This window comes from Rahnella sp. BIGb0236 (genome assembly GCF_004364755.1).
In the GTDB taxonomy this organism is placed as follows: Bacteria; Pseudomonadota; Gammaproteobacteria; order Enterobacterales; family Enterobacteriaceae; genus Rahnella; species Rahnella victoriana.
This window is the reverse complement of sequence record NZ_SOAO01000002.1, coordinates 367,492-392,544: the sequence shown is the minus strand read 5'-3', so window position 1 is coordinate 392,544 and position 25,053 is coordinate 367,492. Positions and strand designations below refer to the sequence as shown.

Here is a 25,053-nt window from a genome sequence, read left to right as displayed (position 1 = left end):
AACAGGCACCCCAAAAGGTGCCTGTGTTAACGAAGAAAGGGCATGACTCAGGATTTGCGACGAGCCAGCCACAGCGCAACCGCCGCCATGACAAGCGTAGCAAACCACACCGGCCACCAGCCAGCGCGGGCGTAAGGTGTCATACCAGTCGTTGGCGTGACCTTCACGTTCAGCACCTGACGGGTAAACTGCGGGATTTCATGGGTCACATCACCCTGAGCATTCACCACAGCGGTAATGCCGTTATTGGTGCTGCGCAGTAACGGGCGGCCCAGTTCCAGTGAACGCATACGCGCCATCTGGAAGTGCTGCCACGGACCAATCGAATGTCCGAACCAGGCGTCGTTGGAAATCGTCAGCAGGAAATTGGTGTCCGGACGCAGATTGTCACGCACCTGTTCGCCAAACACCACTTCATAACAAATCGCCGTGGTCAGATTGAGTTCGCTGACAAACAGCGGTTTCTGCACGTACTCACCGCTGGTCAGCCCGGACATCGGTAAATCGAAGAACGGTGCCAGCGGGCGAAGAAGGGCTTCCAGCGGCACGAACTCACCGAAAGGCACCAGATGGTGTTTGTTGAAGCGGTTTTCATCGGGATAGCGATACGGCTTTTCCCCGCCGAGCACGATGGCGCTGTTATAGACCTTCATACCTTCTTCATTACGGCGGGCATCGATAATGCCGGTGATGAGCTGGGTGCCGTGTGCGCGATAGATATTATCTACCATGCTCAGGAAACCCTGCTGATCGGACTCAATGTCGGAAATCGCTGATTCCGGCCAGATGATCATGCTGGATTTGCCGACGTACGGACGGCTGAGATCCAGATAGGTCTGTAAGGCACTTTCCAGCGCTTTCGGATCCCATTTCATGGATTGCGGAATATTGCCCTGAACCAGCGCCACATCGACGGTTTTGTCTGGCTGTTCCTGATACCAGTGGATGTAACGCAGCGGCCATGGCAACAGCAGCATGACGACGGCAATGATCCCCGGCGTCCAACGGCGCTGACGGACGGCATACACAATCAGACCGCTCAGCGAGGTCAGTAACAGGGTAATGCCGTCAACGCCGGTGATCGGCGCAAGACCTTTCAGCGGGCCGTCGATCTGGCTGTAGCCAAATTGCAACCACGGGAAACCGGTCAGTACCCAGCCGCGCAGGAATTCGGTTATTTGCCACAATGCCGGTGCACCAAGTGCCAGTTTCCACCAGGTGGTTTTTGGCCACAGTTTGCTGAACAAGCCCGCAAACAGCATCGTGTACAGCGATAAATAGGCCGCCAGCAAAACGACCAGGAAAAGGTTAATGGCTTCAGGCATGCCGCCAAAGGTGGCGATGCTGACATACACCCAGTTGACGCCGCTGCCAAACAGCCCCATTCCCCAGAAGAAGCCGAGCAGCGCGGCCTGCGCCGGGCGGCGATCCAGCGTTAATGCCAGCAAGCCGCACAGCGAAATAATCGCCGCAGGCCAGAAGTCATAAGGGGAAAATGACAGCGTGCCACAGGCACCGAAAAAGAGCGCCAGCAGGGCGCGAACCCGCTGGCGTTGATATAAAGAGGCAATTGCCATGGAGTAATTATTCTTCCAGTATCGGTTGCGGCGCGTCGTCCGGTATTTTTACGTGAACCTGAATGATACGGCGGCTGTCTGCCATCGCAACCTTGAACAGGTAACCGTCAATTTCAATGCTTTCGCCACGTGCCGGTAAATGGCCGAATGACTGCATCACCAGACCGCCAATGGTATCGACTTCGTCGTCACTGTAATGGGTCTGGAACACTTCATTGAAATCTTCAATCGGTGCCAGCGCGCGGACGGTATAGGTATGGCGGCTGAGCTGGCGGATATCCAGATCTTCCGCTTCGTCGTACTCATCATCAATTTCGCCGACGATAAGTTCGAGAATATCTTCGATAGTGACCAGACCGGAGACGCCGCCAAATTCATCAACAACAATCGCCATATGGTAACGCTGGGAGCGGAATTCCTTCAGCATGCGGTCAACGCGTTTGCTTTCAGGAACCACGACTGCGGTTCTCAGCACCTTATCGATGCTGAATGGCTCAGACGCTGAGCGCATAAACGGCAGCAGGTCTTTGGCCATCAGGATGCCTTCAATGTGATCCTTATCTTCGCTGATCACCGGGAAGCGTGAGTGTGCGGATTCGATGATCACATCGAGGCACTCTTCCAGCGGCTGATTGCGTTTAAGCGTGATCATTTGTGAACGCGGGATCATGATGTCCCGGACGCGCTGCTCGGCGATATCCATCACGCCTTCCAGCATGTCACGGGTATCGGGGTCGATCAGATCGTTTTGTTCTGAATCACGGATCAGCTCAACCAGATCACCACGGTTTTTAGGTTCACCGTGAAAAAGCTGGCTAAGGATAAGGGAAAAGAAGCCCTTCTTGGGACTGGGGCTGTCACTATTTTGTGAATGGTCATCGCTCATGGCGTTTGGTTTTTTTTACTCGTGGTTAGTGAAAATTATGCGAAACGCCTGCGGATTAAAACCTTATCAGGCAGGCGTTAAGCGAGTTGACTGCGATACTCAGCGATCTTCTTTCTCTGAAAGATACGGATCCGGATAACCCAGGCCCTGCATGATTTCAGTTTCAATCGATTCCATCTCTTCGGCTTCTTCGTCAACGATATGGTCATAGCCCAGCAAATGCAAACTGCCGTGGATCACCATATGCGCCCAGTGGGCCAGAAGGTCTTTTTCCTGCTCTTTCGCTTCTTTCTCGACGACCTGACGACAAATAATCAGGTCACCGAGAAGCGGCATCTCCATACCCGGAGGTGCTTCGAACGGGAAGGATAACACGTTGGTCGGCTTATCCATGCCACGATAAGTCATATTAAGCTCATGGCTTTCAGGGATATCGACCAGACGGATGGTCACTTCCGATTCTTCCTGGAATTGCGGCAACACCGCTTCCAGCCATTTCTGAAAGTCATTTTCTGACGGTAAACCTGCTGCTTCTTCGCAGGCAATTTGTAAATCGAGGATTACCGTATTCATTGACTGACCTGTTGTGTGGCGTTGGACTGATGTTCTTGTTTACGCTCTGCGGCAATGGCATCGCGGCGTTTTTGGTCTTCTTCTTCCCAGGCTTCATAGGCGACAACGATGCGTGCAACCACCGGATGGCGCACCACGTCTTCACTGTGGAAGAAGTTGAAACTGAGTTCTTCGACGGAGGACAGCACCTCAATCGCATGGCGCAAACCTGATTTCTGATGGCGTGGCAAGTCGATTTGCGTGACGTCGCCGGTGATCACCGCTTTGGAGTTAAAGCCAATACGGGTCAGGAACATCTTCATCTGTTCGATAGAGGTGTTCTGGCTTTCATCAAGAATAATAAAGGCGTCATTCAGGGTGCGGCCACGCATGTAAGCCAGCGGGGCGACCTCAATCACGTTGCGCTCAATCAGTTTTTCCACTTTCTCGAAGCCAAGCATTTCAAACAAGGCGTCATACAGCGGGCGCAGATAAGGATCCACTTTCTGGCTGAGATCGCCCGGCAGGAAGCCCAGTTTTTCACCGGCCTCTACCGCAGGTCGGGTCAGCAGAATGCGGCGCACTTCCTGACGTTCCAGTGCATCGACAGCAGCAGCCACCGCGAGGTAGGTTTTACCGGTACCCGCAGGGCCAATGCCGAAGGTGATGTCATGATCGAGAATGTTGGCAATGTACTGCGCCTGATTTGGCGTGCGCGGCTTCACCATCCCGCGTTTGGTTTTGATGATGACGGCCTTGCCGAAATCCGGCACGCTTTCGGCCGTTTGTTCCAGCACCCGGCTTTCTTTGATCGCCAGATGGATTTTTTCAGGATCGATATCCTGGATTTCACCGCGCAGCGGCGCAGTGTCTACGTATAAATCACGCAGGATGTCGGCGGCTGCCGCAACAGGCAGACTCTTACCGACCAATTTAAACGCGTTATCACGACGGTTGATTTCAACGCCCAACCGGCGTTCCAGTTGTTTGATATTGTCATCAAACGGCCCGCACAGGCTCAGCAAACGCTGGTTGTCTTCGGGCTCCAGTAAAAGCTCTTGTGTTACAACGTTCAAACGAATCCTTTGGGTCACTTGGGACCAGTTTACCCTTCATACTTCACGCTGCAGAGGCGTTGGCTGCATTCACTCACCCGAATTTGCCGCGTTTCTGCAACCCGAATTATTGCGGGTACGTTTTATGAAACACCCGGCTGATTACTGCTTTCAGCCGTCAACCATACCTGAGTTAATAATACATGCCCTTGGCAAAATATGCTGCGTCGTGGCGGCAGTTGCAGGCACCTTCATCCGGATATGCGGCCTTTGCTGGAAAATTAAACCCTTGGGATGAAGGTATTAGCGAAAATCTCAAAAGAAACAGGACGCCGTAGCGCCCTGTCGAGATCAGGTCATGCATCATTCTGATGATTCAGGGTTGAAACATTCCAACGCCCAATTCATTTTCTTTACGGGTGCGTTTAATGACCGATTGCGGCGATTCATGCAGACGCAGTGCCATCTGTTCTTCGGTACGGACAACCACACCGCGCAGTGAGTTGGCATAGACATCGACAATCTCGACATCCACGAACTTACCAATCATATCCGGCGTGCCTTCGAAATTGACCACGCGGTTACATTCGGTACGGCCCGTCAGTTCCATAATGTCCTTGCGGGATGTCCCTTCCACCAGAATGCGCTGAACGGTGCCCAGCGTGGCGCGGCTGAAACGCATAACCTGCTGAGTGATCCGGTCCTGTAACAGCGCCAGGCGCTGTTTCTTCTCGTCCATGCTGACATCATCCACCATATCGGCAGCAGGTGTCCCCGGACGAGGGGAATAGATGAAGCTGAAACTGACGTCGTAGTTCACCTGGGCGATCAAATCCATCGTGCGCTCGAAATCATCATTCGTTTCGCCGGGGAAACCGATGATGAAATCGGAACTGAAATGAATATCAGGACGCGCGGCGCGCAGCTTACGGATAGTGGATTTGTATTCCAGCACCGTATGAGGGCGCTTCATCATCGTCAGAATACGGTCTGAACCGCTCTGGATTGGCAAATGCAGGAAGCTCACCACTTCAGGCGTGTCTTTGTAGACGTCAATAATGTCGTCGGTAAATTCCACCGGATGACTGGTGGTGAAACGGATTCGGTCGATACCGTCAATGGCAGCGACCAGACGCAGCAATTCGGCAAAGGTACAGACGCCGCCATCAAACGCGTCACCACGATAGGCATTGACGTTCTGGCCCAGCAGGTTGACTTCACGTACGCCCTGCGCGGCCAGTTGGGCCACTTCAAACAGCACGTCATCGCACGGGCGGCTGACTTCTTCACCGCGCGTATAAGGCACGACGCAGAAGCTGCAATATTTGTTGCAGCCTTCCATGATGGAGACAAAAGCGGTCGGACCGTCGGCGCGCGGTTCCGGCAGCCGGTCAAACTTTTCGATTTCAGGGAAGCTGATATCGACTACCGGGCTTTTGGTGCCACGGACGTGATTCACCATCTCCGGCAGGCGGTGCAGGGTTTGCGGGCCGAAGACGATATCGACACAAGGCGCGCGCTTGCGCAGCATTTCGCCTTCCTGTGAAGCGACACAGCCACCGACGCCGATGATGATGTCCGGGTTTTTCTTCTTCAGTAACTTCCAGTGTCCGAGCAGGCTGAACACCTTCTCTTGTGCTTTTTCCCTGATCGAGCAGGTATTCAGCAGCAGAATATCTGCTTCCTCAGCGTTATCCGTCAGCTGGTAACCGTGGGTGCTGTCGAGAAGATCGGCCATTTTGGATGAATCGTATTCATTCATCTGGCAGCCCCAGGTTTTTATGTGCAGTTTTTTAGTCATCAGCGTGTCAGTACTCAATACGGGGAACGTTAGATCGGCAGTGCCGCAGTGCATAGCATGGTTCTGGGGCGCTATTGTAAACCCTCCCTCCGGTGCTGACCAGTGCAGGAAAGCAGCTTAGACCCTGATGCGGGCACAAAAATCCGGTACACTTCGCATAATGAACTGAACAGAAAGCCGGAATAAAATGAATCATTCTGAGAAGACATTTGATGCAGTAATTGTCGGGGGAGGCATGGTCGGTGCCGCCGCCGCGCTGGGGCTGGCACAACAGGGGCTACAGGTCGCGCTGGTGGAAAATGCACAACCCGCTGTCTTTGATCCCTCTGCTCCCACTGATTTACGTATCTCTGCCATTGGTTGCGCCTCTGTGCGCTTCCTGCAAAAGCTGGGCGCGTGGGATGCGGTAGCGGCGATGCGCGCGGTGCCATACCGCCGTCTGGAAACCTGGGAAGTGGATGGCTCTGATGTGAAGTTTGACGCGCAATCGCTGGGGTTGCCTGAACTCGGGTTTATGGTAGAAAACCCGGTGCTCCAGGCTGCGTTGTGGCAGCAGTTCGACGCATTCTCCAGTCTGACCCGCTTTTGTCCGGCAAAGTTACGCCATCTTTTGCGACACGATGATAAAACCTGGTCACTGCAACTGACCACGGGGGAATTATTGCGTACACCTTTGGTGGTGGCTGCCGATGGCGCAAATTCTTTGGTGCGGCAGTTGGCCGGGATTGGTGTGGATGGCTGGGAATACCGCCAGCATTGCATGCTGATCAATGTTGAGACCGCCACGCCGGATCAGGATGTAACGTGGCAGCAGTTTTTCCCTTCCGGCCCGCGGGCATTCCTGCCGCTTTCCGGCCATCAGGCCTCTCTGGTCTGGTATGACAGTCCGCAGCGTATCCGCTATCTGAAAACCCTGAATATGCAACAGCTCACGTCAGAAGTGATGCAGGCTTTCCCCGCGCGGCTGGGGGCGGTGAAGGCGCTCAATGCCGGTGCCTTCCCGCTGGTACGCCGTCACGCTCAGCGATATGTCTTACCGGGGCTGGCGCTGATAGGGGACGCGGCGCATACCATCAATCCGCTGGCAGGGCAGGGCGTGAATCTGGGATACCGTGACGTGGAAGCCTTGTTATCCGTACTGGAAAAAGCGCGTGATCATGATGAAGCGTGGAGCAGCGAAAAAGTGTTGTTACGTTATCAGCGTCAGCGCCGTCTGGACAATTTACTGATGCAAAGCGGCATGGATTTGTTCTATACCGCGTTCAGCAATGACCTGCCGCCGGTAAAAGCCTTGCGAAATCTTGCGCTGATGGCGGCACAGCGTGCCGGGGGGGTGAAGACCAAAGCCCTGAAATATGCCTTAGGGATTTAATGTGTTCCGGGCAAACCGCGAAATACCGGTTTGCCTTTTGTTTTTTTGCTGACGAAACGACAAATAGCAGAAAGCCCGCACGAGGCGGGCTTTCTTAATGTGGCTGGGGTGCCAGGATTCGAACCTGGGTATGCTGGTATCAGAAACCAGAGCCTTACCGCTTGGCGACACCCCAATTTTGTTTCTCACTACCTTTTGAGCAGTGTACTGCAAGTAAAATGGTGGCTACGACGGGATTTGAACCTGTGACCCCATCATTATGAGTGATGTGCTCTAACCAGCTGAGCTACGTAGCCAAATTTTACTGACTTACTTCAAAACTTCAAGCACTAATTTAACTAACTTAATAATAAATTTCAAGTGCTTACCAATTATACAGAAAGAAGTATGGCTGGGGTACCTGGATTCGAACCAGGGTATGCTGGTATCAAAAACCAGTGCCTTACCGCTTGGCGATACCCCAACAGTACAACTTCTTCAAATTGGATTTTCCTCACAATCACATCAGAACAACAATGCGAAAGGTAAGAAAATGGCTGGGGTACCAGGATTCGAACCTGGGAATGCTGGTATCAAAAACCAGTGCCTTACCGCTTGGCGATACCCCAACTGTGCTGCCGACTCTATGAAATGGTGCGGGAGGCGAGACTTGAACTCGCACACCTTGCGGCGCTAGAACCTAAATCTAGTGCGTCTACCAATTTCGCCACTCCCGCAAAAAAGATGGTGGCTACGACGGGATTCGAACCTGTGACCCCATCATTATGAGTGATGTGCTCTAACCAACTGAGCTACGTAGCCATCTTTTTTCGCGCAACCTTCATCGGCGTTGCGGGGCGCATTATGCGTATATGACCGTTTTGCGTCAACACCTTTTTTGGAGAAAAAGGCCTGATGGCGTCCATTTGTCTGGCTTATAACCACTCTGGTGATTAATTGGGCAAAAGACATTATTTTTACTGGCTTTACGCATAAAAAAACGGGCCTGAGAAGGCCCGTTTGCAACAAGGAGATTGACCGGTAAATCGTTTATTTGTAAGCGGACTGATGCACGCCAACCGCACGGCCAGAAGGATCGTCCATGTTTTTGAACGCTTCATCCCACTCAATGGCTTTCGCAGAAGAACAGGCCACTGACGGGCCACCAGGCACGCATTCTGCGGCGCTTGGAACCGGGAACAGTTCTTCAAAAATCGTCCGGTACAGGTAGCCTTCTTTAGATGTCGGCGTGTTATACGGGAAGCGGAAATGCGCCGTTTCGAGCTGTTGGTCAGTGATCTGCTGGGATGCCACTTCTTTTAAGGTATCGATCCAGCTGTAACCAACGCCGTCAGAGAATTGTTCCTTCTGACGCCATGCCACGCTGTGTGGCAAATAAGACTCGAAACATTCACGCAGGATATGTTTTTCCATCTTGCCGTTGCCGCACATCTTGTCTTTCGGGTTGATACGCATGGCGACGTCGAGGAATTTTTTATCCAGGAACGGTACGCGGGCTTCAACACCCCAGGCGGACATCGCTTTGTTGGCACGCGCACAGTCATACATGTGCAGCGCCAGCAATTTACGCACGGTTTCTTCATGGAATTCTTTGGCGTTTGGCGCTTTGTGGAAATACAGATAGCCACCCAGCACTTCGTCAGCGCCTTCGCCAGACAACACCATCTTGATGCCCATCGCTTTGATTTTACGCGACATCAGATACATCGGAGTGGAGGCACGGATCGTGGTGACATCGTAAGTTTCGATGTGATAAATCACGTCACGGATCGCATCCAGACCTTCCTGCACGGTGAAATGAATTTCATGGTGCACGGTGCCCAAATGGTTTGCCACTTCCTGCGCGGCACGCAGATCCGGTGAACCTTCCAGACCGACAGCAAAGGAGTGCAACTGCGGCCACCAGGCTTCGCTTTGATCTTTATCTTCGATACGGCGACCGGCAAATTTCTTGGTGATGGCGGAAATCACGGAGGAATCCAGACCACCGGACAGCAACACGCCATAAGGTACGTCAGACATCAGGTGACTTTTCACCGATTCTTCCAGCGCATCTTTCAACGCGGCTGCGTCAGTGACGTTGTCTTTGACGTTTTCGAAGTCAAACCAGTCGCGCTGGTAGTATTCGCGAATTTCACCGTCCTGGCTCCACAGATAGCTGCCTGCCGGGAATTCTTTGATGGTGCGGCAAACCGGCACCAGCGCTTTCATTTCTGACGCCACATACATGTTGCCGTGTTCGTCATAACCCATATACAGCGGGATAATGCCTAAGTGGTCACGGCCAATCAGGTAGGCGTCTTTTTCTGTGTCATACAGAATAAAGGCGAACATGCCTTGCAGTTCATCGAGGAACTCCGGGCCTTTTTCCTGATACAGCGCCAGAATGACTTCGCAGTCAGACGCGGTCTGGAACGCATATTTGTCGCCCAGTTCAGCACGCAGGGCCTGATGGTTGTAGATTTCGCCGTTAACAGCCAGAACGTGAGTGTGTGCTGCGTTGTAAAGAGGCTGTGCGCCGTTGTTCACGTCGACAATGGACAGGCGCTCATGCGACAGAATCGCTTTATCGCTGGCAAACACACCGGACCAGTCGGGTCCGCGGTGACGCATCAGGCGCGACAGTTCCAGCGCTTTTTTGCGCAGCTCGACGGAGTCAGTTTTGATATCGAGCACACCGAAAATTGAACACATATTACTTTCTCCCTAACGACGTTTCTCTGGCTGTCATTTTTATGATTACGAATGAGGATCAACGTTGCCGTTCCTGCAATTTCAGTCGGCGTTGTTGCGTTGCTGACTATGAAAATGCGTCATAACCCCTATGTTGTGCAAGCGGTTTAACGCTCTTCTGATAAATAGTTGGTTGATGACCGGTGATCTTTAACGAATTCTCAGTTTTATGGTGATTTTATTAGTGGATTATTAATTTAAGCGTGAAAAATTGACGAGGATTCAAAAAAAGGGAAAAGTGGATAAAAATCAGTCAGCAAGACGAAAAAAAACGAGCCTGAATAGCAATCCGGGCTCGTTTTCAAATGCTTAGGAAAAAGATTAAATGACGTCGATATCGGCCACGGAAGGGTAAATCCATGTCGGACGGAAAGGCATACCTTCAATATCATTGAGGGTGGACACGCCGGTCAGCACCAGAATGGTTTCCAGACCTGCCTGAAAGCCTGCCAGAATGTCGGTACGCAGATTGTCGCCCACAATGACGGTATCTTCGGAATGCGCCTGCATTTTATTGAGCGCCGAGCGGATAATCCACGGGCTTGGCTTGCCGACGTAGAATGGCTGGCGGCCGGTAATCTTCTCGATAGGCGCGCACAACGCGCCACAGGCAGGGACAAAACCGTGCCCGTGATTATCAGGATTGGTGGCGATAAAGCGCGCACCGTTCGCCACGAAATACGCGGCTTTATGGATCATGTCCCAGTTGTATGAACGAGTTTCGCCAACAATCACGAAATCAGGGTTGATATCGGTAATGGTGAAACCGGCTTTATACAGTTCGTGGATCAGCGCGCCTTCACCCACGACATAGGCTTTTTTGCCTTCCTGACGTTTGAGGAAATCAGCAGTCGCCATCGCAGAGGTGAAAAAGGCACTTTCAGGGACGTCGAGACCGGCGGCGCCGAAGCGGTTTGCCAGATCCTGTGCTGTCTGGGAAGGGTAGTTCGTGAGAATGACCAAAGGCATTCCCTGTTCCTGGATCCGGGCCAGAAAACGATCGGCGCCGGGTACTGCGGTATTGTCGTGCATCAGCACGCCATCAATGTCACAAATTACGTTCTTTATTGTCATGATTTCCAAACCCACATTTTCAGTCCCCTTTCTGACAGCCAGATACTATAGCACGCCTCAGTTTTCCATCAGGCGCTGTAACAGAACCCCGTTGAGCATCGCCCGTTTGACCAGGGCAAATGCGCCAATGGCTGACTGATGATTCAGGGCTGACGTCACAACCGGTAAATTACGGCGGAAATCTTTCAGAACCTGCGCATTAATGCAGTTCTGAATGGCCGGAAGCAGGACCTTATCCGCTTCGGTAATTTCACCGGCAATCACGACTTTTTGCGGATTAAACAGGTTTATCGCGATCGACACGCCTTTGCCCAACTGGCGGCCCACGTGTTCAATCACTTCCGTCGCCAGCACATCGTGGCGGTTGGCTGCTTTGCAGATCGCGGAAATAGAGCAGTCATCGAGGCTGAGCTTACTGGCGTAGCCTTGTGTCAGCAGATGGCGCACGCGTTTTTCGATGGCGGCGTTCGCGGCCACGGTTTCCAGACAGCCGAAATTTCCGCAATGACAGCGTTCGCCCAGCGGGTCGATCTGGATATGACCGATTTCACCGACGTTGCCGTTACTGCCGAGAAAAATCTGCCCGTTAACGATGATCCCGGCGCCGGTACCACGGTGTAAACGAACCAAAATGGAGTCCTGACAGTCGCGGGTTGCACCGAAGTAGTGCTCGGCAAGCGCCAGACTGCGGATATCGTGACCGACAAAACTGGTGACTTTAAATTTTGCTTCCAGCGCATCCACTAATTTCCATGCGCCGACGCTGATATGCGGCATGTAGCGCACGATACCTTTATTCGGATCCACCAGACCGGGGAGGATGACGGAAATGGCAATCAGTTCGCGGATCTTGCGCTGGTTCAGCTCAATAAATTGACGGATGGCCTCAAAGAGCGCGTTCTCCAGCGTTTCCTGAGTGCGTTCCGGCAGGGCGTAATGTTGTTCCGCCAGTGATTTGGCGCTGAGATCGTAGAGCGTAATCGTTGCGTCATGGCGGCCAAGACGCACGGCGATAGTATGGAAAGGGCGGGTTTCTGTGATGATAGAAATGGCGCGGCGACCACCGGTGGAAGCCTGCTGATCGACTTCTTTAATCAGCCCGCGCTCAAGTAATTGTCGGGTAATTTTGGTCACACTGGCGGGCGCTAACTGACTCATGTCGGCAATCTGAATGCGCGAGATGGGACCTTGTTGGTCAATCAGGCGGTAAACCGCCGCGCCGTTTAACTGCTTAACCAGATCAACGTTGCCGATTTGTGCCTGCTGTCCGCCAGTTGTCATCAATGCTGTTATCCGCTCAATTAAACTTCGTCACCATTAACGATAGTTTTTGTGATTTTAAAATCATGAGTGAACGCGGTGAGGTTGGCGACTTTACCTGCTTCGATGCTGCCCAGTTGGCTGTCAACACCAATGGCGCGTGCCGGATAAAGCGATGCCATACGCAGCGTTTCATCCAGCGCAATCCCGACATGTTCGACGCTGTTTTGCACCGCTTCAATCATTGTCAGGGCAGAGCCGCTCAGTGTTCCGTTTTCGTCCACACAGAGTCCGTCACGGTAGTATATTGTTTTACCGGCAAAAATGAACTCATCAATATTCGCACCTGCGGGCGCAGTGGCGTCAGTGACCAGCACCAGCTTCTCGCCTTTGAGCTTTTTCGCGTTGCGGATATTCGCCCAGTCGACATGCAGACCGTCAGCAATCACTCCGGTATAGACTTCCGGCGTATCGAAGATTGCACCAATCAGGCCAGGCTGACGGCCGGTGATGGCAGGCATTGCATTATAAAGGTGCGTGGCGAAGCTGATACCGGCCGCGAAACCTTCACGCGCCTGTGCGTAAGTTGAATTTGAGTGGCCTGCGGAAATCACAATACCGGCGTCGCGCAACTGGCGGATATATTTCGCTTCAACCTGTTCTGGCGCGAGCGTCAGCTGGCTGATGACATCCGCATTGGCGCACAGGAAATCGATCATGGCGCTGTCTGGCAGACGAATAAAGGCCGGATTATGCGTGCCTTTTTTCTCCGGGCTGAGGTACGGCCCTTCAAGATGCAGACCGAGCGCCTGATTCGGATATTTTTCCAGATAGGTACGCATCACGCTGATACCGTGTTTCATGTAGTCATCGCTACAGGTGATCAGCGTCGGTAAGAAACTGGTACAGCCCGATTTTTCATTGGCTTTCTGCATGATTTCTAACGTTTCCACGGAAATCGCTTCCAGTGAATCGTTGAACTGCACGCCGCCACAACCGTTCAGTTGCAGATCGATAAATCCGGGGGCAAGAATGGCGCCGTCCAGACTGCGGGTTTCCACATTCGCCGGCAATTCACTCACCGGGCAGACACGTTCGATTTTGCCATCCGCAATCACTACCGCGTGGTTATCCAGAACGTCATGACCGGTATAAACCCGGCAGTTCATTAAAGCGTACATCATGCCCCCATTCCCCTTTATCCTTTGAGCCGCAGCGGCGTTGGCTACCTTCACTCACTCCGGTCACTTACTTCAGTAAGCTCGCGGAGATTCGTTCAGTTGCCGCCTTGCTGCAACTCAAATGCTTTCGGGGACTCAGTTAATTAAAGATTTTTCATATTTTCCGCTTCTAACTCGCGGAAATATTTAACAGTTTTGACTTTCAGTTCCATGGTGGACGGTTCGTCGCACACCATAACGGCTTTTGCGTGCAATTGCAGGCAACTGATGGTCCACATGTGGTTGATATTGCCTTCTACCGCTGCTTCCAGCGCCTGCGCTTTCGCGTGGCCGGTCACCAGAATCATCACTTCTTCTGCGTCCAGCAGCGTGCCCACGCCAACGGTCAGGGCGTATTTTGGCACCTGGGAGACATCGTTGTCGAAGAAACGTGAGTTCGCGATGCGGGTTTCATGCGTCAGGGTTTTGATGCGGGTGCGGGAAGCCAGGGAAGACGCCGGTTCGTTGAATGCGATATGGCCGTCGTTGCCCACGCCACCCATGAACAGGTGAATTTTGCCGTAAGACTTAATTTTTGCTTCGTACTGGCGGCATTCTTCGTTGACGTCTGGCGCATTACCATTCAGCAGATTGATGTTTTCGCGTGGAATATCAACGTGGTCAAAGAAGTTTTTGTACATGAAGGTATGATAGCTCTCAGGGTGTTCCTGCGGCAGACCGACATATTCATCCATATTGAAGGTAACAACGTGCTTAAAGCTAACCTGGCCTGCTTTATGCATGGCGATTAAATGTTTATACGCTTCGAGCGGGGTACCACCGGTAGGTAAGCCCAGAACAAACGGGCGGTCGGCAGTGGGTTTGAAAGCATTGATACGTTCAACGATATGACGTGCAGCCCATTTGCCAACTTCAGTGGTGGTGTTTAAAGGAATAAGTCTCATCACATACCTCTAGTTTTTCAGAATATTGAATATACTGTTGATATCCTTTGTTCTTGACGTTGCAGGGGCGTTGGCTGCTCTCGCTCACCCGGATCACTTACCTGTGTAAGCTCATCGGGATCCACTCGATTGCCGCCTTCCTGCAAGGTCAGGGACTGCGGATATCCGTAGTCAAAGCAAAAACGAAGTTCGTCGGTTCAAAGGCGGTCTTGTTAAGCGTAAACCACCGCAGCGGTTTATGACTGGCACAATGCCGTCTGGATTTTTTTAATGATAAAATAAGTTTGGTGTCTTGACCAGTGTAATGGCATGTTATGACCTCTTTTTGGTGACGATTCTCACAAAAAGAGAGGTTTTAATTTGCGATACGAAATAATCTTTTTACACTCGCAATCGCAGTTGGTTAAATCGGAACGGTAAATGTAAAAGGTAGTAAACATACTAATTAAACTACTTAGGTGATTCGCTTACGGGCGAGTAGGGGGAATGTTGAATATACTGAGTTATTTACAAAAGATTGGCCGGGCATTGATGGTGCCAGTCGCTACGTTGCCAGCCGCCGCCATTCTTATGGGTGTCGGTTATTGGATCGACCCTGTGGGCTGGGGTGGAGACAATGCACTGGCGGCATTTTTCATTAAATCGGGTTCCGCTATCATCGAAAACATGTCCGTACTGTTTGCGATCGGTGTGGCGTATGGCATGTCCAAAGACAAAGACGGTGCGGCTGCACTGACCGGTTTTGTCGGTTTCCTGGTGCTGACCACGCTGTGTTCGCCAGCAGCCGTGTCAATGATTCAGAAGATCCCGTTAGACCAGGTGCCGGCGGCATTTGGTAAAATCAATAACCAGTTCGTCGGTATCTTAGTCGGTATCATTTCCGCTGAGTTGTACAACCGCTTCAGCCACGTTGAGTTGCCGAAAGCGTTGTCTTTCTTCAGCGGTCGTCGTCTGGTGCCGATCCTCACCTCTTTCCTGATGATCATCGTTGCCTTCATTCTGATGTATGTCTGGCCTCTGATCTTCAACGGTCTGGTGACCTTCGGTGAGCACATCCAGCAACTCGGTTCTGCCGGTGCCGGTATCTATGCTTTCTTCAACCGTTTACTGATCCCGGTCGGTCTGCATCACGCCCTGAACTCCGTGTTCTGGTTTGACGTGGCAGGCATTAACGACATCCCTAACTTCCTTGGCGGCCAGGAATCTATCCAGGCAGGTAAAGCGGTTGTGGGTATCACCGGTCGTTATCAGGCGGGCTTCTTCCCGATCATGATGTTCGGTCTTCCGGGTGCGGCGCTGGCGATTTACCACTGCGCACGTCCTGAAAACAAGGCAAAAGTTGCCGGTATCATGATGGCTGCCGCTTTCGCTTCCTTCTTCACGGGTATCACCGAACCGCTGGAATTCTCCTTCATGTTCGTTGCGCCGGTTCTGTATGTTATCCACGCCGTGCTGACCGGTATTTCGGTCTTCATCGCCGCAAGCATGCACTGGATTGCCGGTTTCGGCTTCAGCGCAGGTTTGGTGGATATGGTGCTGTCTTCCCGTAACCCGCTGGCGACTCACTGGTACATGCTGATCCCTCAGGGTCTGGTGTTCTTCGTGATTTACTATGTGGTGTTCCGTTTCACCATTCAGAAATTCAACCTGCTGACGCCGGGTCGTGAGCTGGCGGTTGCCGGTGACGAAACTGACGGTTATGACGTTGATGTGGAATCTGCGGGCAATAAAGGCGACGAAACGGTTGCTCTGGCACGTCGTTATATCAGTGCCATCGGCGGTTCAGAAAACCTCACCGGTATTGATGCCTGTATCACCCGCCTGCGCCTGAACGTGAAAGACTCCGCGCTGGTGAATGACGGGTTGGCTAAACGTCTGGGTGCTTCAGGGGTTATCCGCCTGAACAAGCAAAGCGTGCAGGTGATTGTCGGTACCCGTGCTGAAATCATTGCCGGTGCGATGCGTACGGCATTGAATGCAGGCCCGATTGCTGCGGCTACTGCGACGCCGGCTGCGCCAGTGTCTGAAATCAAGCCTCAGGCTGTACCCAACAGCGTGAAAACCGTGGCAGAAACGCTGGTATCGCCGGTCACCGGTGACATCGTGGCGCTGGATCAGGTCCCTGATGAAGCCTTTGCCAGCAAAGCGGTGGGTGATGGCGTGGCCATTCGTCCGACGGATAAAATCGTGGTAGCGCCTGCTGCCGGTACCGTGGTGAAAATCTTCAACACCAATCACGCGTTCTGCCTGGAAACCACTTCCGGTGCTGAAATCGTGGTGCATATGGGGATTGATACCGTTGCGCTGAACGGTCAGGGCTTTACCCGCCTGGTCGAAGAAGGGGCCACGGTCACTGCCGGACAGCCTGTTCTCGAGCTGGATCTGGATTACCTGAACGCTCACGCGCGCTCAATGATCAGCCCTGTGGTGGTCAGCAATATTGATGATTACACCGGTGTGACTGCGCTGGCCAGCGGTTCTGTGGTCGCCGGTCAGAGCAAGCTGTTCGACATTCAGGGCAAATAACGTCTCTGAACGGCTGACATTGAAAAGTCCCCTGACGGGAAGAGAGCGATCTCTTCCCGTTTTTTATTGTTTCAGAACAGACGGCACAGAGATAACCACGATTTTATGCAACTAACGGTTGTTTCCCGACGTGGCTTGTTGGAACATAAGCGGTTATCCGTAGAGTCAATGTTGCGTAGAGGAATTGCACAATGAGTGAGGCTGAAGCCCGCCCAACAAATTTTATCCGTCAGATTATTGATGAAGATCTGGCGACCGGGAAACACAATACCGTTCATACCCGTTTCCCGCCTGAGCCAAATGGCTATCTGCATATCGGTCATGCGAAATCTATCTGCCTGAACTTCGGCATTGCGCAAGACTATCAGGGGCAGTGCAACCTGCGTTTTGACGATACCAACCCGGCAAAAGAAGACATCGAATTCGTTGAGTCGATCAAACACGACGTCCAGTGGTTAGGTTTCGACTGGAGCGGTGATATTCACTACTCTTCAGACTATTTTGATCAACTGCACGCTTATGCGCTGGAACTGATCAACAAAGGTCTGGCGTACGTTGACGAACTGTCACCGGATCAGATCCGTGAATACCGCGGCTCGCTGACGTCTCCGGGCAAAAACAGCCCGTACCGTGACCGTTCAGTGGAAGAGAACATCGCGCTGTTTGAGAAAATGCGTAACGGTGAATTTGCCGAAGGGGCTGCCTGTCTGCGTGCAAAAATCGATATGGCGTCGCCTTTCTTCGTGATGCGCGATCCGGTTCTGTACCGTATTAAGTTTGCAGAACACCACCAGACCGGCAAAAAATGGTGCATCTATCCGATGTACGATTTCACCCACTGCATTTCCGATGCGCTGGAAGGGATCACCCATTCGCTGTGTACGCTGGAATTCCAGGACAACCGTCGTCTGTACGACTGGGTTCTGGATAACATCTCCATTCCATGCCACCCGCGTCAGTACGAGTTCTCCCGTCTGAATCTCGAGTACTCCATCATGTCTAAGCGTAAGCTGAACCAGCTGGTGACCGAGAAGATTGTGGAAGGCTGGGACGACCCGCGTATGCCGACCGTTTCAGGTCTGCGTCGTCGTGGTTACACCGCCGCGTCTATCCGTGAATTCTGCCGTCGTATCGGCGTCACCAAGCAAGACAACAACGTCGAAATGATGGCGCTGGAATCCTGTATCCGTGACGATCTGAACGAAAACGCACCGCGCGCCATGGCGGTGATCAATCCGGTTAAAGTGATCATTGAAAACTTTACCGGTGATGACGTGCAGAGGGTGAAAATGCCGAACCACCCGAGCAAACCGGAAATGGGCACCCGCGAAGTGCCATTTACCCGTGAGATTTATATCGATCAGGCAGATTTCCGCGAAGAAGCGAACAAGCAATACAAGCGTCTGGTGCTCGGCAAAGAAGTGCGTCTGCGCAATGCGTATGTGATCAAAGCAGAACGTATCGAGAAAGATGCAGAAGGCAATATCACCACGATCTTCTGTTCTTACGATATCGATACACTGAGCAAAGATCCTGCCGATGGCCGCAAGGTGAAAGGCGTGATCCACTGGGTTTCGGCGTCAGAAGGCAAACCGGCGGAGTTCCGCCTGTATGACCGTCTGTTCAGCGTCGCCAACCCGGGTCAGGCAGAAGATTTCCTGACCACCATCAACCCGGAATCTCTGGTGATTTCCCACGGTTTCGTGGAGCCATCACTGGTGGCTGCACAGGCTGAAATCAGCCTGCAGTTCGAGCGTGAAGGTTACTTCTGCGCCGACAGCCGCTACTCAAGCGCTGAACATCTGGTGTTTAACCGTACCGTTGGCCTGCGTGATACCTGGGAAAGCAAACCCGTCGTGTAAGCCTTCAGTGTCAGATGATAAAACGCAGCTCCGGCTGCGTTTTTTTTTGCCTGTGATAATCGTAATGGGTTTTGTTTCTCGTCGCGAATTAATGTATTTCCTATGCTTGCTTTTTAAACGATGTAGCGCGAGCTGTTGTATTGCTGAAACGTTTAAACTGTAGGGTTATTTTATTTAATTGCTTGTTTTAGTTATTTATTCAGTTAATCCACTGCTTTAATTCTTTCCTGAGACCCTCTGTAACACTTTTTCATCTTTATGTGCACTTTGTCATATTTCGGCGATCAATGATGAATTACTCATTGATAATTCGCGTCGCGAAAAATATTCTAAACCTGTTTTATACGGTTACGCCTCTGGCGGCCGCTTTTTATACCCGTTTGGGTTTTGCTCGTTTTTTTAGTCAACATGAGGAATCTCTATGCACAAGCACCGTAACAGGGGCAGGGGATCGGCTTACCTGAAACCTGCGATATATTCCCTGGCCGGCACCTTACTGGGTGGCGGAATGATGTTCGCTGAAGATGCCAACGCGGCAGGTTTTATTGATGATTCAACGCTGACCGGCGGCGTGTATTACTGGCAGCGTCAACGTGACCGCAAGGACATGGATCCGGCGAGTGACAGCTACAAAGACTATACAACCAACCTTTCCCATTCTACCGCTAACCTGAACCTCGACTTTTCTTCCGGCTATGCCTGGGACATGTTTGGTATTGATATCGCCGCTTTCACGGCAATTGAAATGGCCGAAAGCAGCGAGAGCGGACACCCCAACGAAATCGCCTTCTCCAACAGCAACCGCGCGTACGACGAAGATTATTCCGGCGATAAAAGCGGCATCAGCCTGTATAAGGCCGCCGGTAAATTCAAATACGGCGGATTCTGGGGACATGCGGGTTACATTCAGCCCACCGGACAAACGCTGATCGCGCCACACTGGAGCTTTATGCCGGGAACCTATCGCGGTGCGGAAGCCGGATATAAACATGATTTCGGTGATCCGGGTGAGTTGAGCTTCTCCTACATGTGGACCGACGAATACAAATCCCCGTGGCATCTGGAAATGGATGATTTCCGCCAGAATGACAAAAAGACCGGCGTTTCTTATCTTCACTCGGTCGGGGCGAAATACGATTTTAAAAATGATTTCGTGCTGGAAGGCGCATTTGGTCAGGCTGAAAGTTATGTTGACCAGTACTTTGCCAAGGCCTCTTACAAAATTGATCTGATGGGCAATCCGCTGACCACCAGCTATCAGTTCTATGGTGCAGAAGATCGCATCAGTGACAAGAATGATCCGAACAGTCTGTATGACGGACTGGCATGGCTGCAGGCGCTGACTTTCGGCTATACCACCGGTCAGTTTAACTGGCGTCTGGAAGGGACGATGGTGAAGGCCGAAGGGAATCAGGGTTACTTCCTGCAACGTATGACCCCGACCTATTCCTCTTCAAACGGTCGTCTTGACGTGTGGTGGGATAACCGTTCTGACTTCAACGCCAACGGTGAGAAAGCCGTGTATGCCGGCGTGCTTTATGATCTGGCGAAATGGGATCTGCCGGGCTTCGCGGTCGGTGGTTCGTACGTCTATGCGTGGGATGCCAAACCGAGCACCAATGCGGCCTACGATCAGAGCCAGCGCCTGAAAGAAAGCGCCTGGAGTCTGGATGCGCTGTATACCATTCAGGAAGGGCGCGCCAAAGGGACGCTGTTCAAACTGCATTACACCCAATACGACAACCACTCTGATCTTCCGAGCTGGAGTGGCGGGTACGGCAACATATTCCAGGATGAAAAAGACGTGAAATTCATTGTCATCGCTCCATTCACTATTTTCTGAGGTCGTTATGTCGATGAATAAATTACTGATGATTGTGATGTCGTCCGTGCTTCTGGCCGGTTGTGCACCTACCGCTGATCAGGCAGAAATCTCCAAAACGCGGGAAGATTACCGGACCTGTATTAATACGGCGGAAGGCGATGCGGACAAACTGGCATCCTGTCAGGTGATGCTCAACAAGCTGAAACAGGAAAAAGCACACCAGCAATTTGCAGAACAGGAGACAGTGCGCGTGGTGGATTATCAGCGCTGCCTTACCGCCCGTAAAACCGGAAACGGTCAGGCCTTTGCCGCCGATTGCGGGAAAATCTGGCAGGAAATCAGAGCGAATAACGCACCGGAAAAGTAACTCAACACCAGAACACGGATGCAGAAATCAAAACCCCGGCTTGCCGGGGTTTTTTGCCTCTGCCCTCTGCCAGATTGCAGACATAAAAAAACCGCTTTTCAGCGGTTAATTTAGTCAAAGCCCGTGCAGATTACAGCGCAGGTTTATCGTTATGCAAAGAGTCATCTTCACGGCAGTCGCCTGCTTCACAGTGGCCGTACAAATACAGACTGTGGTTGGTCAGTTTGATGCCATGTTTCTTAGCAATCTCACGCTGACGACCTTCAATATATTCGTCACGGAATTCAATCACACGGCCACAATCCAGACAGATCAGGTGGTCATGGTGATGTTGCTGGGTCAGTTCGAATACGGACTTGCCGCCTTCGAAGTTATGACGGGTGACAATACCGGCGTCGTCAAACTGGTTCAGAACGCGGTAAACCGTCGCCAGGCCAATTTCTTCACCCATATCAATCAGTTGCTTGTAAAGATCTTCCGCACTAACGTGATGACCTTCCGGCGCTTGCAGCACTTCCAGGATTTTGAGGCGCGGAAGCGTGACTTTTAAGCCGGCTTTCTTCAGTGCGGTGTTGTTGTCAGTCATGCGGATTCAGTCCTGTTACTATGTGCTAATCAAGTTGAGGCATGCAGCCTGTGGCATCGGCGGCACAAAATTATTCGTATAGTCTCTTCGTTTAACGCAAATGTGCCAATTCTCGTCAACGACAGCCTGTTAATAAAGATCACAAAGTGCCGGTCACATTTGGAATGCAACGACTTGATCGATAGAAAAAACAGATGAACTCAGTGTACCTTGATACGACTGAAAGTTACAATTTTGTAGCAGTTAAATTGTTAATTTCAGTAATAGTTTGGCCCTTCAATTGTAGAATAAATCCTCAGGGCCAACAGGGTTTTTAGCCAATAATTTCAGAAAGGCTGAGTTCTTCTGTGATCTGTTTTACCCAGGCATCAACACGTTCGTTGGTCAGTTCTGGCTGACGGTCTTCGTCAATTGCCAGCCCAATGAAGTGCTTATCGTCTGCCAGGCCTTTGGATGCTTCGAAGTGGTAACCTTCGGTTGGCCAGTGACCGACAATCACCGCGCCGCGTGGCTCAATGATGTCGCGCACGGTACCCAGTGCATCGCAGAAATATTCGGCATAGTCTTCCTGATCGCCACAACCAAACAGCGCGACCAACTTACCTTCGAAATCTATCTCTTCCAGCGTTGGGAAAAAGTCGTCCCAGTCACACTGCGCTTCACCGTAATACCAGGTTGGAATGCCGATCAGCAAAATATCGAATTTTTCCAGATCCTCTTTGCTGCTCTTCGCAATGTCATGCACCTCTGCAACATCTTTACCCAATTGCTTCTGGATCATTTTTGCGATGTTTTCGGTGTTACCTGTATCGGATCCAAAGAAGATACCTACAACGGCCATAAGATTACCTAACCTCTTGTTCTAAATGAAGTGCCCTGCATCGCAGGCAATAATAATGCAGATGATAGCAAACTCGCGAGGCGGAGAATATGCTTCCGGCCGCCTTCTTGACTGGGAAATAAGTTTATCGGGCAATATTTTAAAGTGTTATCGCCTTTGTGTGTTTTCCAAAACCGCCAATAAACCTCAAACTTATTGAGGTTAAAAGCAAAGTTGAGAAATAAGTCGACACAATACTAAATTTCGAGCACATCCCGCCGATAGATGATGCGAGAGCAATCTCAACATAATAAAGAAATCGATGCCCGGAGAGGTGTTCAAACATGTCCTGGGGCACTTGCCTGCTGGTTACCTGTCTTGATTCTCCGCATCCCCGTCAATCCTCAGACCAGAAACAGTCCTGTTTCGAGAGAGGCATATCGTGCAGTTTTTAAAAAATATCACCATCAGGGCCGCATTATTAACGATTCTTGGCATCTTCTGCGTCATGTGGGCCGGTGTTTCCCTTTACACCGTCTCCTCACTTGACACGCTGACGCAAAATACCAAAAACAGTACCGAGCTGGTCAACAATATGGCGCTGATCAACAAAGGTAATGATCAGTATTTTCGTACCGTGACGCGCCTGAGCCGCGCCGTCGCACAGCTTCAGGCCGACCCATCAAAAGGGCCGGAAATTTTTGATACCGCGAAACAATCCCTCGACGGACTGACGCAGGCGCTGGCCAGTTTTAAAACAGCGCCGCATCCAGGTCTGGAAGAAGCCGCCGTTCAGGAACTGAGCACTAACTGGGACAACCTGATCACCCAGGGCGTCACGCCGTTATTTGCCGCCGCGAGCAGCAAGGATATCGGGACTTATAACCAGCTCGCCAATTCAACCGTCCCTGCGCTGAGCCGCAGCTTTGGCGCGTCCATGGAAAACGTCAGCGGCCAGATCGCCGTTGATTTCGATGCGGCGCAACGTCAATCGACCCATCTGACCTCCATCGGCAAAGTGATTTTGCTGACGGCGTTTGGTATCGGGCTGGTGATTTTACTCCTGACCGACCGTTATCTGGTGATGGCGCTGGTGAGACCACTGGATCAAATCCGCGACCATTTCGCGGTGATCGCCAGCGGCGACCTGACGCATTATCTGGAAGAGTTCGGTAAAAACTGTGCCGGTAAGCTGATCCCGTTGCTGAACTTAATGCAGCTGAGTCTGGTGAATACCGTCCAAACCATCCGTAACTGTACCAACCACATTTATCAGGGCGCGTCAGAGATTTCAGCCGGTAACAACGATCTGTCTTCCCGTACAGAAGAACAGGCCTCGGCGCTGGAAGAAACCGCCGCCAGCATGGAAGAACTGACCGCTACCGTGAAACACAATGCCGATAACGCGCATCACGCCAGCCAGCTGGTGATTGAAGCCTCCGGTACCGCGCAGCGCGGCGGGAATATCGTCGCGGATGTGGTCAGCACCATGAAAGACATCTCCGGCAGCTCGAAGAAAATTGCCGAAATCACGTCGGTCATTAACAGCATCGCTTTCCAGACCAACATTCTGGCGCTGAACGCCGCGGTCGAAGCCGCGCGTGCGGGCGAGCAGGGACGGGGTTTTGCGGTGGTCGCCAGCGAAGTGCGCAATCTGGCACAGCGCAGTGCGCAGGCGGCGAAGGAAATCGAGCAGCTGATCAGCGAATCGGTTTCCCGCGTCGACAGCGGTTCGCGGCTGGTTGAAAACGCCGGTCAGACCATGAATGAAGTGGTGCGTTCCATTACGCACGTCACCGATATCATGGCGGAAATCGCGTCTGCGTCTGATGAACAAAGCAAAGGCATCAGCCAGGTGGCGGTGGCCGTCACTGAAATGGACAGCGTGACGCAGCAGAACGCCGCGCTGGTGGAACAGGCATCGCAGGCTGCGGTTTCACTGGAAGAACAGGCGTCATTGCTGAACAACGCTGTCGCCACGTTCAAGCTGAAAGACAGCGTGACCAGCGTCGGATCGCGTCCGGCGAAGTCAATTTCTGCGCCATTATTGCGTCCGGATACCGGCATGCTTTCGGCGAAAAGTGCTGAAAACTGGGAAACGTTCTGAGGGGAAAGAAAAGCGTTAGCGTGGAATAGTTAAGAAAAAACAAACGGGTAGCCTGAGAGGGTTACCCGTTTTCAATCAGCCTTCATGACCGTTAAGATGCGACAGCAGCATCTCTTCAATCAATTCGCTACGACTGATATTGCGTTCTTCTGCCAGCTTATTGAGCATATCAACAGCATCGGCGTTCATTTTCAGCTCCACGCGACGCAGGCCGCTCGCTTTATCGCGGCGTAACTGGTTGCGCTTATTGATCCTGAGCTGTTCATCACGGGATAGCGGATTTGTTTTTGGACGCCCAGGACGGCGGTCATCTGCGAACAGATCAATCGTCGTGCGATCCAGTTGTTCTTTTGCCATAGGTAGCGGTACAACCAGGGAAGTTTTTACATCGGAAAACGGCAAGCCGGTTCCTGACGAGCGTTTCACACATTTCGGGCTAAGAAACCCTGACCCAATTTACCCCCCGCGACTCACAGTGAGTAAAACGGGGTGGCAAAATTATAGCGCGCAATCATACACTGGCGC

The 25,053-nt window shown here is 51.9% G+C and carries 19 protein-coding genes and 6 tRNA genes; 6 read left to right on the top strand and 19 right to left on the bottom strand.

Annotated features, from left to right (window positions below; translation table 11 throughout):
* Positions 1 to 47: 47 nt before the first annotated feature.
* From lnt to miaB, 5 genes are all read right to left on the bottom strand, one after another.
* Positions 48 to 1,577 carry an apolipoprotein N-acyltransferase gene (lnt, locus tag EDF78_RS05330; protein ID WP_133822696.1) on the bottom strand — a complete coding sequence of 510 codons (1,530 nt, stop codon included), beginning with the start codon at positions 1,575 to 1,577 and terminating at the stop codon, positions 48 to 50.
* 7 nt (positions 1,578 to 1,584) lie between these two features.
* The gene (gene corC, locus EDF78_RS05325; protein WP_095921165.1) at positions 1,585 to 2,463 is read right to left on the bottom strand and encodes a CNNM family magnesium/cobalt transport protein CorC; all 879 of its coding nucleotides are present in this window, start codon (positions 2,461 to 2,463) and stop codon (positions 1,585 to 1,587) included.
* 99 nt (positions 2,464 to 2,562) lie between these two features.
* Positions 2,563 to 3,036 carry an rRNA maturation RNase YbeY gene (ybeY, locus tag EDF78_RS05320; RefSeq protein WP_133822695.1) on the bottom strand — a complete coding sequence of 158 codons (474 nt, stop codon included), beginning with the start codon at positions 3,034 to 3,036 and terminating at the stop codon, positions 2,563 to 2,565.
* Positions 3,033 to 4,109 carry a PhoH family protein gene (locus EDF78_RS05315; protein WP_095921167.1) on the bottom strand — a complete coding sequence of 359 codons (1,077 nt, stop codon included), beginning with the start codon at positions 4,107 to 4,109 and terminating at the stop codon, positions 3,033 to 3,035. Before EDF78_RS05315 ends, ybeY begins: the two co-directional genes overlap by 4 nt.
* 337 nt (positions 4,110 to 4,446) lie before the next feature.
* On the bottom strand, positions 4,447 to 5,871 hold the full coding sequence (gene miaB, locus EDF78_RS05310) for a tRNA (N6-isopentenyl adenosine(37)-C2)-methylthiotransferase MiaB (RefSeq protein ID WP_095921168.1): 1,425 nt from the start codon (positions 5,869 to 5,871) through the stop codon (positions 4,447 to 4,449).
* A 187-nt stretch (positions 5,872 to 6,058) separates the two neighbouring features.
* Between miaB and ubiF the strand changes: the two genes are divergently transcribed.
* A complete protein-coding gene (gene ubiF, locus EDF78_RS05305; protein WP_133822694.1) occupies positions 6,059 to 7,243 on the top strand; it encodes a 3-demethoxyubiquinol 3-hydroxylase in 1,185 nt (394 codons plus the stop codon).
* Between the two features lie 100 nt (positions 7,244 to 7,343).
* Here ubiF and EDF78_RS05300 read toward each other — a convergent pair.
* From EDF78_RS05300 to nagB, 11 genes are all read right to left on the bottom strand, one after another.
* Positions 7,344 to 7,418 (bottom strand) — tRNA-Gln (locus EDF78_RS05300).
* 44 nt (positions 7,419 to 7,462) lie between these two features.
* Positions 7,463 to 7,539: transfer RNA gene (locus EDF78_RS05295), tRNA-Met, on the bottom strand.
* A 92-nt stretch (positions 7,540 to 7,631) separates the two neighbouring features.
* A tRNA-Gln gene (locus EDF78_RS05290) sits at positions 7,632 to 7,706 on the bottom strand.
* Positions 7,707 to 7,776: 70 nt separating this feature from the next.
* Positions 7,777 to 7,851 (bottom strand) — tRNA-Gln (locus EDF78_RS05285).
* A gap of 23 nt (positions 7,852 to 7,874) precedes the next feature.
* Positions 7,875 to 7,959, bottom strand: a tRNA-Leu gene (locus EDF78_RS05280).
* Between the two features lie 8 nt (positions 7,960 to 7,967).
* Positions 7,968 to 8,044, bottom strand: a tRNA-Met gene (locus tag EDF78_RS05275).
* Positions 8,045 to 8,272: 228 nt separating this feature from the next.
* Positions 8,273 to 9,937 (bottom strand): asparagine synthase B, encoded by a 1,665-nt coding sequence (asnB, locus tag EDF78_RS05270; protein WP_095921170.1) that lies wholly within the window; start codon positions 9,935 to 9,937, stop codon positions 8,273 to 8,275.
* A 360-nt stretch (positions 9,938 to 10,297) separates the two neighbouring features.
* Positions 10,298 to 11,050 (bottom strand): HAD-IIA family hydrolase, encoded by a 753-nt coding sequence (locus EDF78_RS05265; RefSeq protein WP_095925081.1) that lies wholly within the window; start codon positions 11,048 to 11,050, stop codon positions 10,298 to 10,300.
* Positions 11,051 to 11,107: 57 nt separating this feature from the next.
* Positions 11,108 to 12,331 carry an ROK family protein gene (locus EDF78_RS05260; RefSeq protein WP_133822693.1) on the bottom strand — a complete coding sequence of 408 codons (1,224 nt, stop codon included), beginning with the start codon at positions 12,329 to 12,331 and terminating at the stop codon, positions 11,108 to 11,110.
* A 20-nt stretch (positions 12,332 to 12,351) separates the two neighbouring features.
* Complete coding sequence (gene nagA, locus EDF78_RS05255; RefSeq protein WP_095925082.1) at positions 12,352 to 13,491, bottom strand: N-acetylglucosamine-6-phosphate deacetylase; 1,140 nt, start codon at positions 13,489 to 13,491, stop codon at positions 12,352 to 12,354.
* 143 nt (positions 13,492 to 13,634) lie between these two features.
* Entirely contained in the window at positions 13,635 to 14,435 is an 801-nt protein-coding gene (gene nagB, locus EDF78_RS05250) for a glucosamine-6-phosphate deaminase (RefSeq protein WP_095921172.1), read from the bottom strand.
* Positions 14,436 to 14,924: 489 nt separating this feature from the next.
* On the opposite strand from nagB, the gene nagE reads away from it, so the two are divergent.
* The 4 genes from nagE to chiQ all read left to right on the top strand — a co-directional run bounded on the left by nagE (position 14,925) and on the right by chiQ (position 21,015).
* Complete coding sequence (gene nagE / locus EDF78_RS05245; RefSeq protein ID WP_119827442.1) at positions 14,925 to 16,961, top strand: N-acetylglucosamine-specific PTS transporter subunit IIBC; 2,037 nt, start codon at positions 14,925 to 14,927, stop codon at positions 16,959 to 16,961.
* Positions 16,962 to 17,152: 191 nt separating this feature from the next.
* A complete protein-coding gene (glnS, locus tag EDF78_RS05240; protein ID WP_119826633.1) occupies positions 17,153 to 18,823 on the top strand; it encodes a glutamine--tRNA ligase in 1,671 nt (556 codons plus the stop codon).
* A gap of 421 nt (positions 18,824 to 19,244) precedes the next feature.
* The gene (locus EDF78_RS05235; protein ID WP_095921175.1) at positions 19,245 to 20,666 is read left to right on the top strand and encodes an OprD family outer membrane porin; all 1,422 of its coding nucleotides are present in this window, start codon (positions 19,245 to 19,247) and stop codon (positions 20,664 to 20,666) included.
* A gap of 13 nt (positions 20,667 to 20,679) precedes the next feature.
* Complete coding sequence (chiQ, locus tag EDF78_RS05230) at positions 20,680 to 21,015, top strand: ChiQ/YbfN family lipoprotein (protein ID WP_165497928.1); 336 nt, start codon at positions 20,680 to 20,682, stop codon at positions 21,013 to 21,015.
* A gap of 130 nt (positions 21,016 to 21,145) precedes the next feature.
* On the opposite strand, the gene fur is transcribed toward chiQ, so the two are convergent.
* A complete protein-coding gene (gene fur / locus EDF78_RS05225; protein ID WP_095921177.1) occupies positions 21,146 to 21,601 on the bottom strand; it encodes a ferric iron uptake transcriptional regulator in 456 nt (151 codons plus the stop codon).
* A gap of 313 nt (positions 21,602 to 21,914) precedes the next feature.
* Positions 21,915 to 22,442 (bottom strand): flavodoxin FldA, encoded by a 528-nt coding sequence (fldA, locus tag EDF78_RS05220; protein ID WP_095921178.1) that lies wholly within the window; start codon positions 22,440 to 22,442, stop codon positions 21,915 to 21,917.
* Positions 22,443 to 22,863: 421 nt separating this feature from the next.
* Between fldA and EDF78_RS05215 the strand changes: the two genes are divergently transcribed.
* Positions 22,864 to 24,528: a methyl-accepting chemotaxis protein gene (locus EDF78_RS05215; RefSeq protein ID WP_119826629.1), complete on the top strand. Its 1,665-nt coding sequence runs from the start codon at positions 22,864 to 22,866 to the stop codon at positions 24,526 to 24,528.
* Positions 24,529 to 24,603: 75 nt separating this feature from the next.
* On the opposite strand, the gene ybfE is transcribed toward EDF78_RS05215, so the two are convergent.
* Positions 24,604 to 24,885: a LexA regulated protein gene (gene ybfE / locus EDF78_RS05210; RefSeq protein WP_015690259.1), complete on the bottom strand. Its 282-nt coding sequence runs from the start codon at positions 24,883 to 24,885 to the stop codon at positions 24,604 to 24,606.
* Between the last annotated feature and the right edge of the window lie 168 nt (positions 24,886 to 25,053).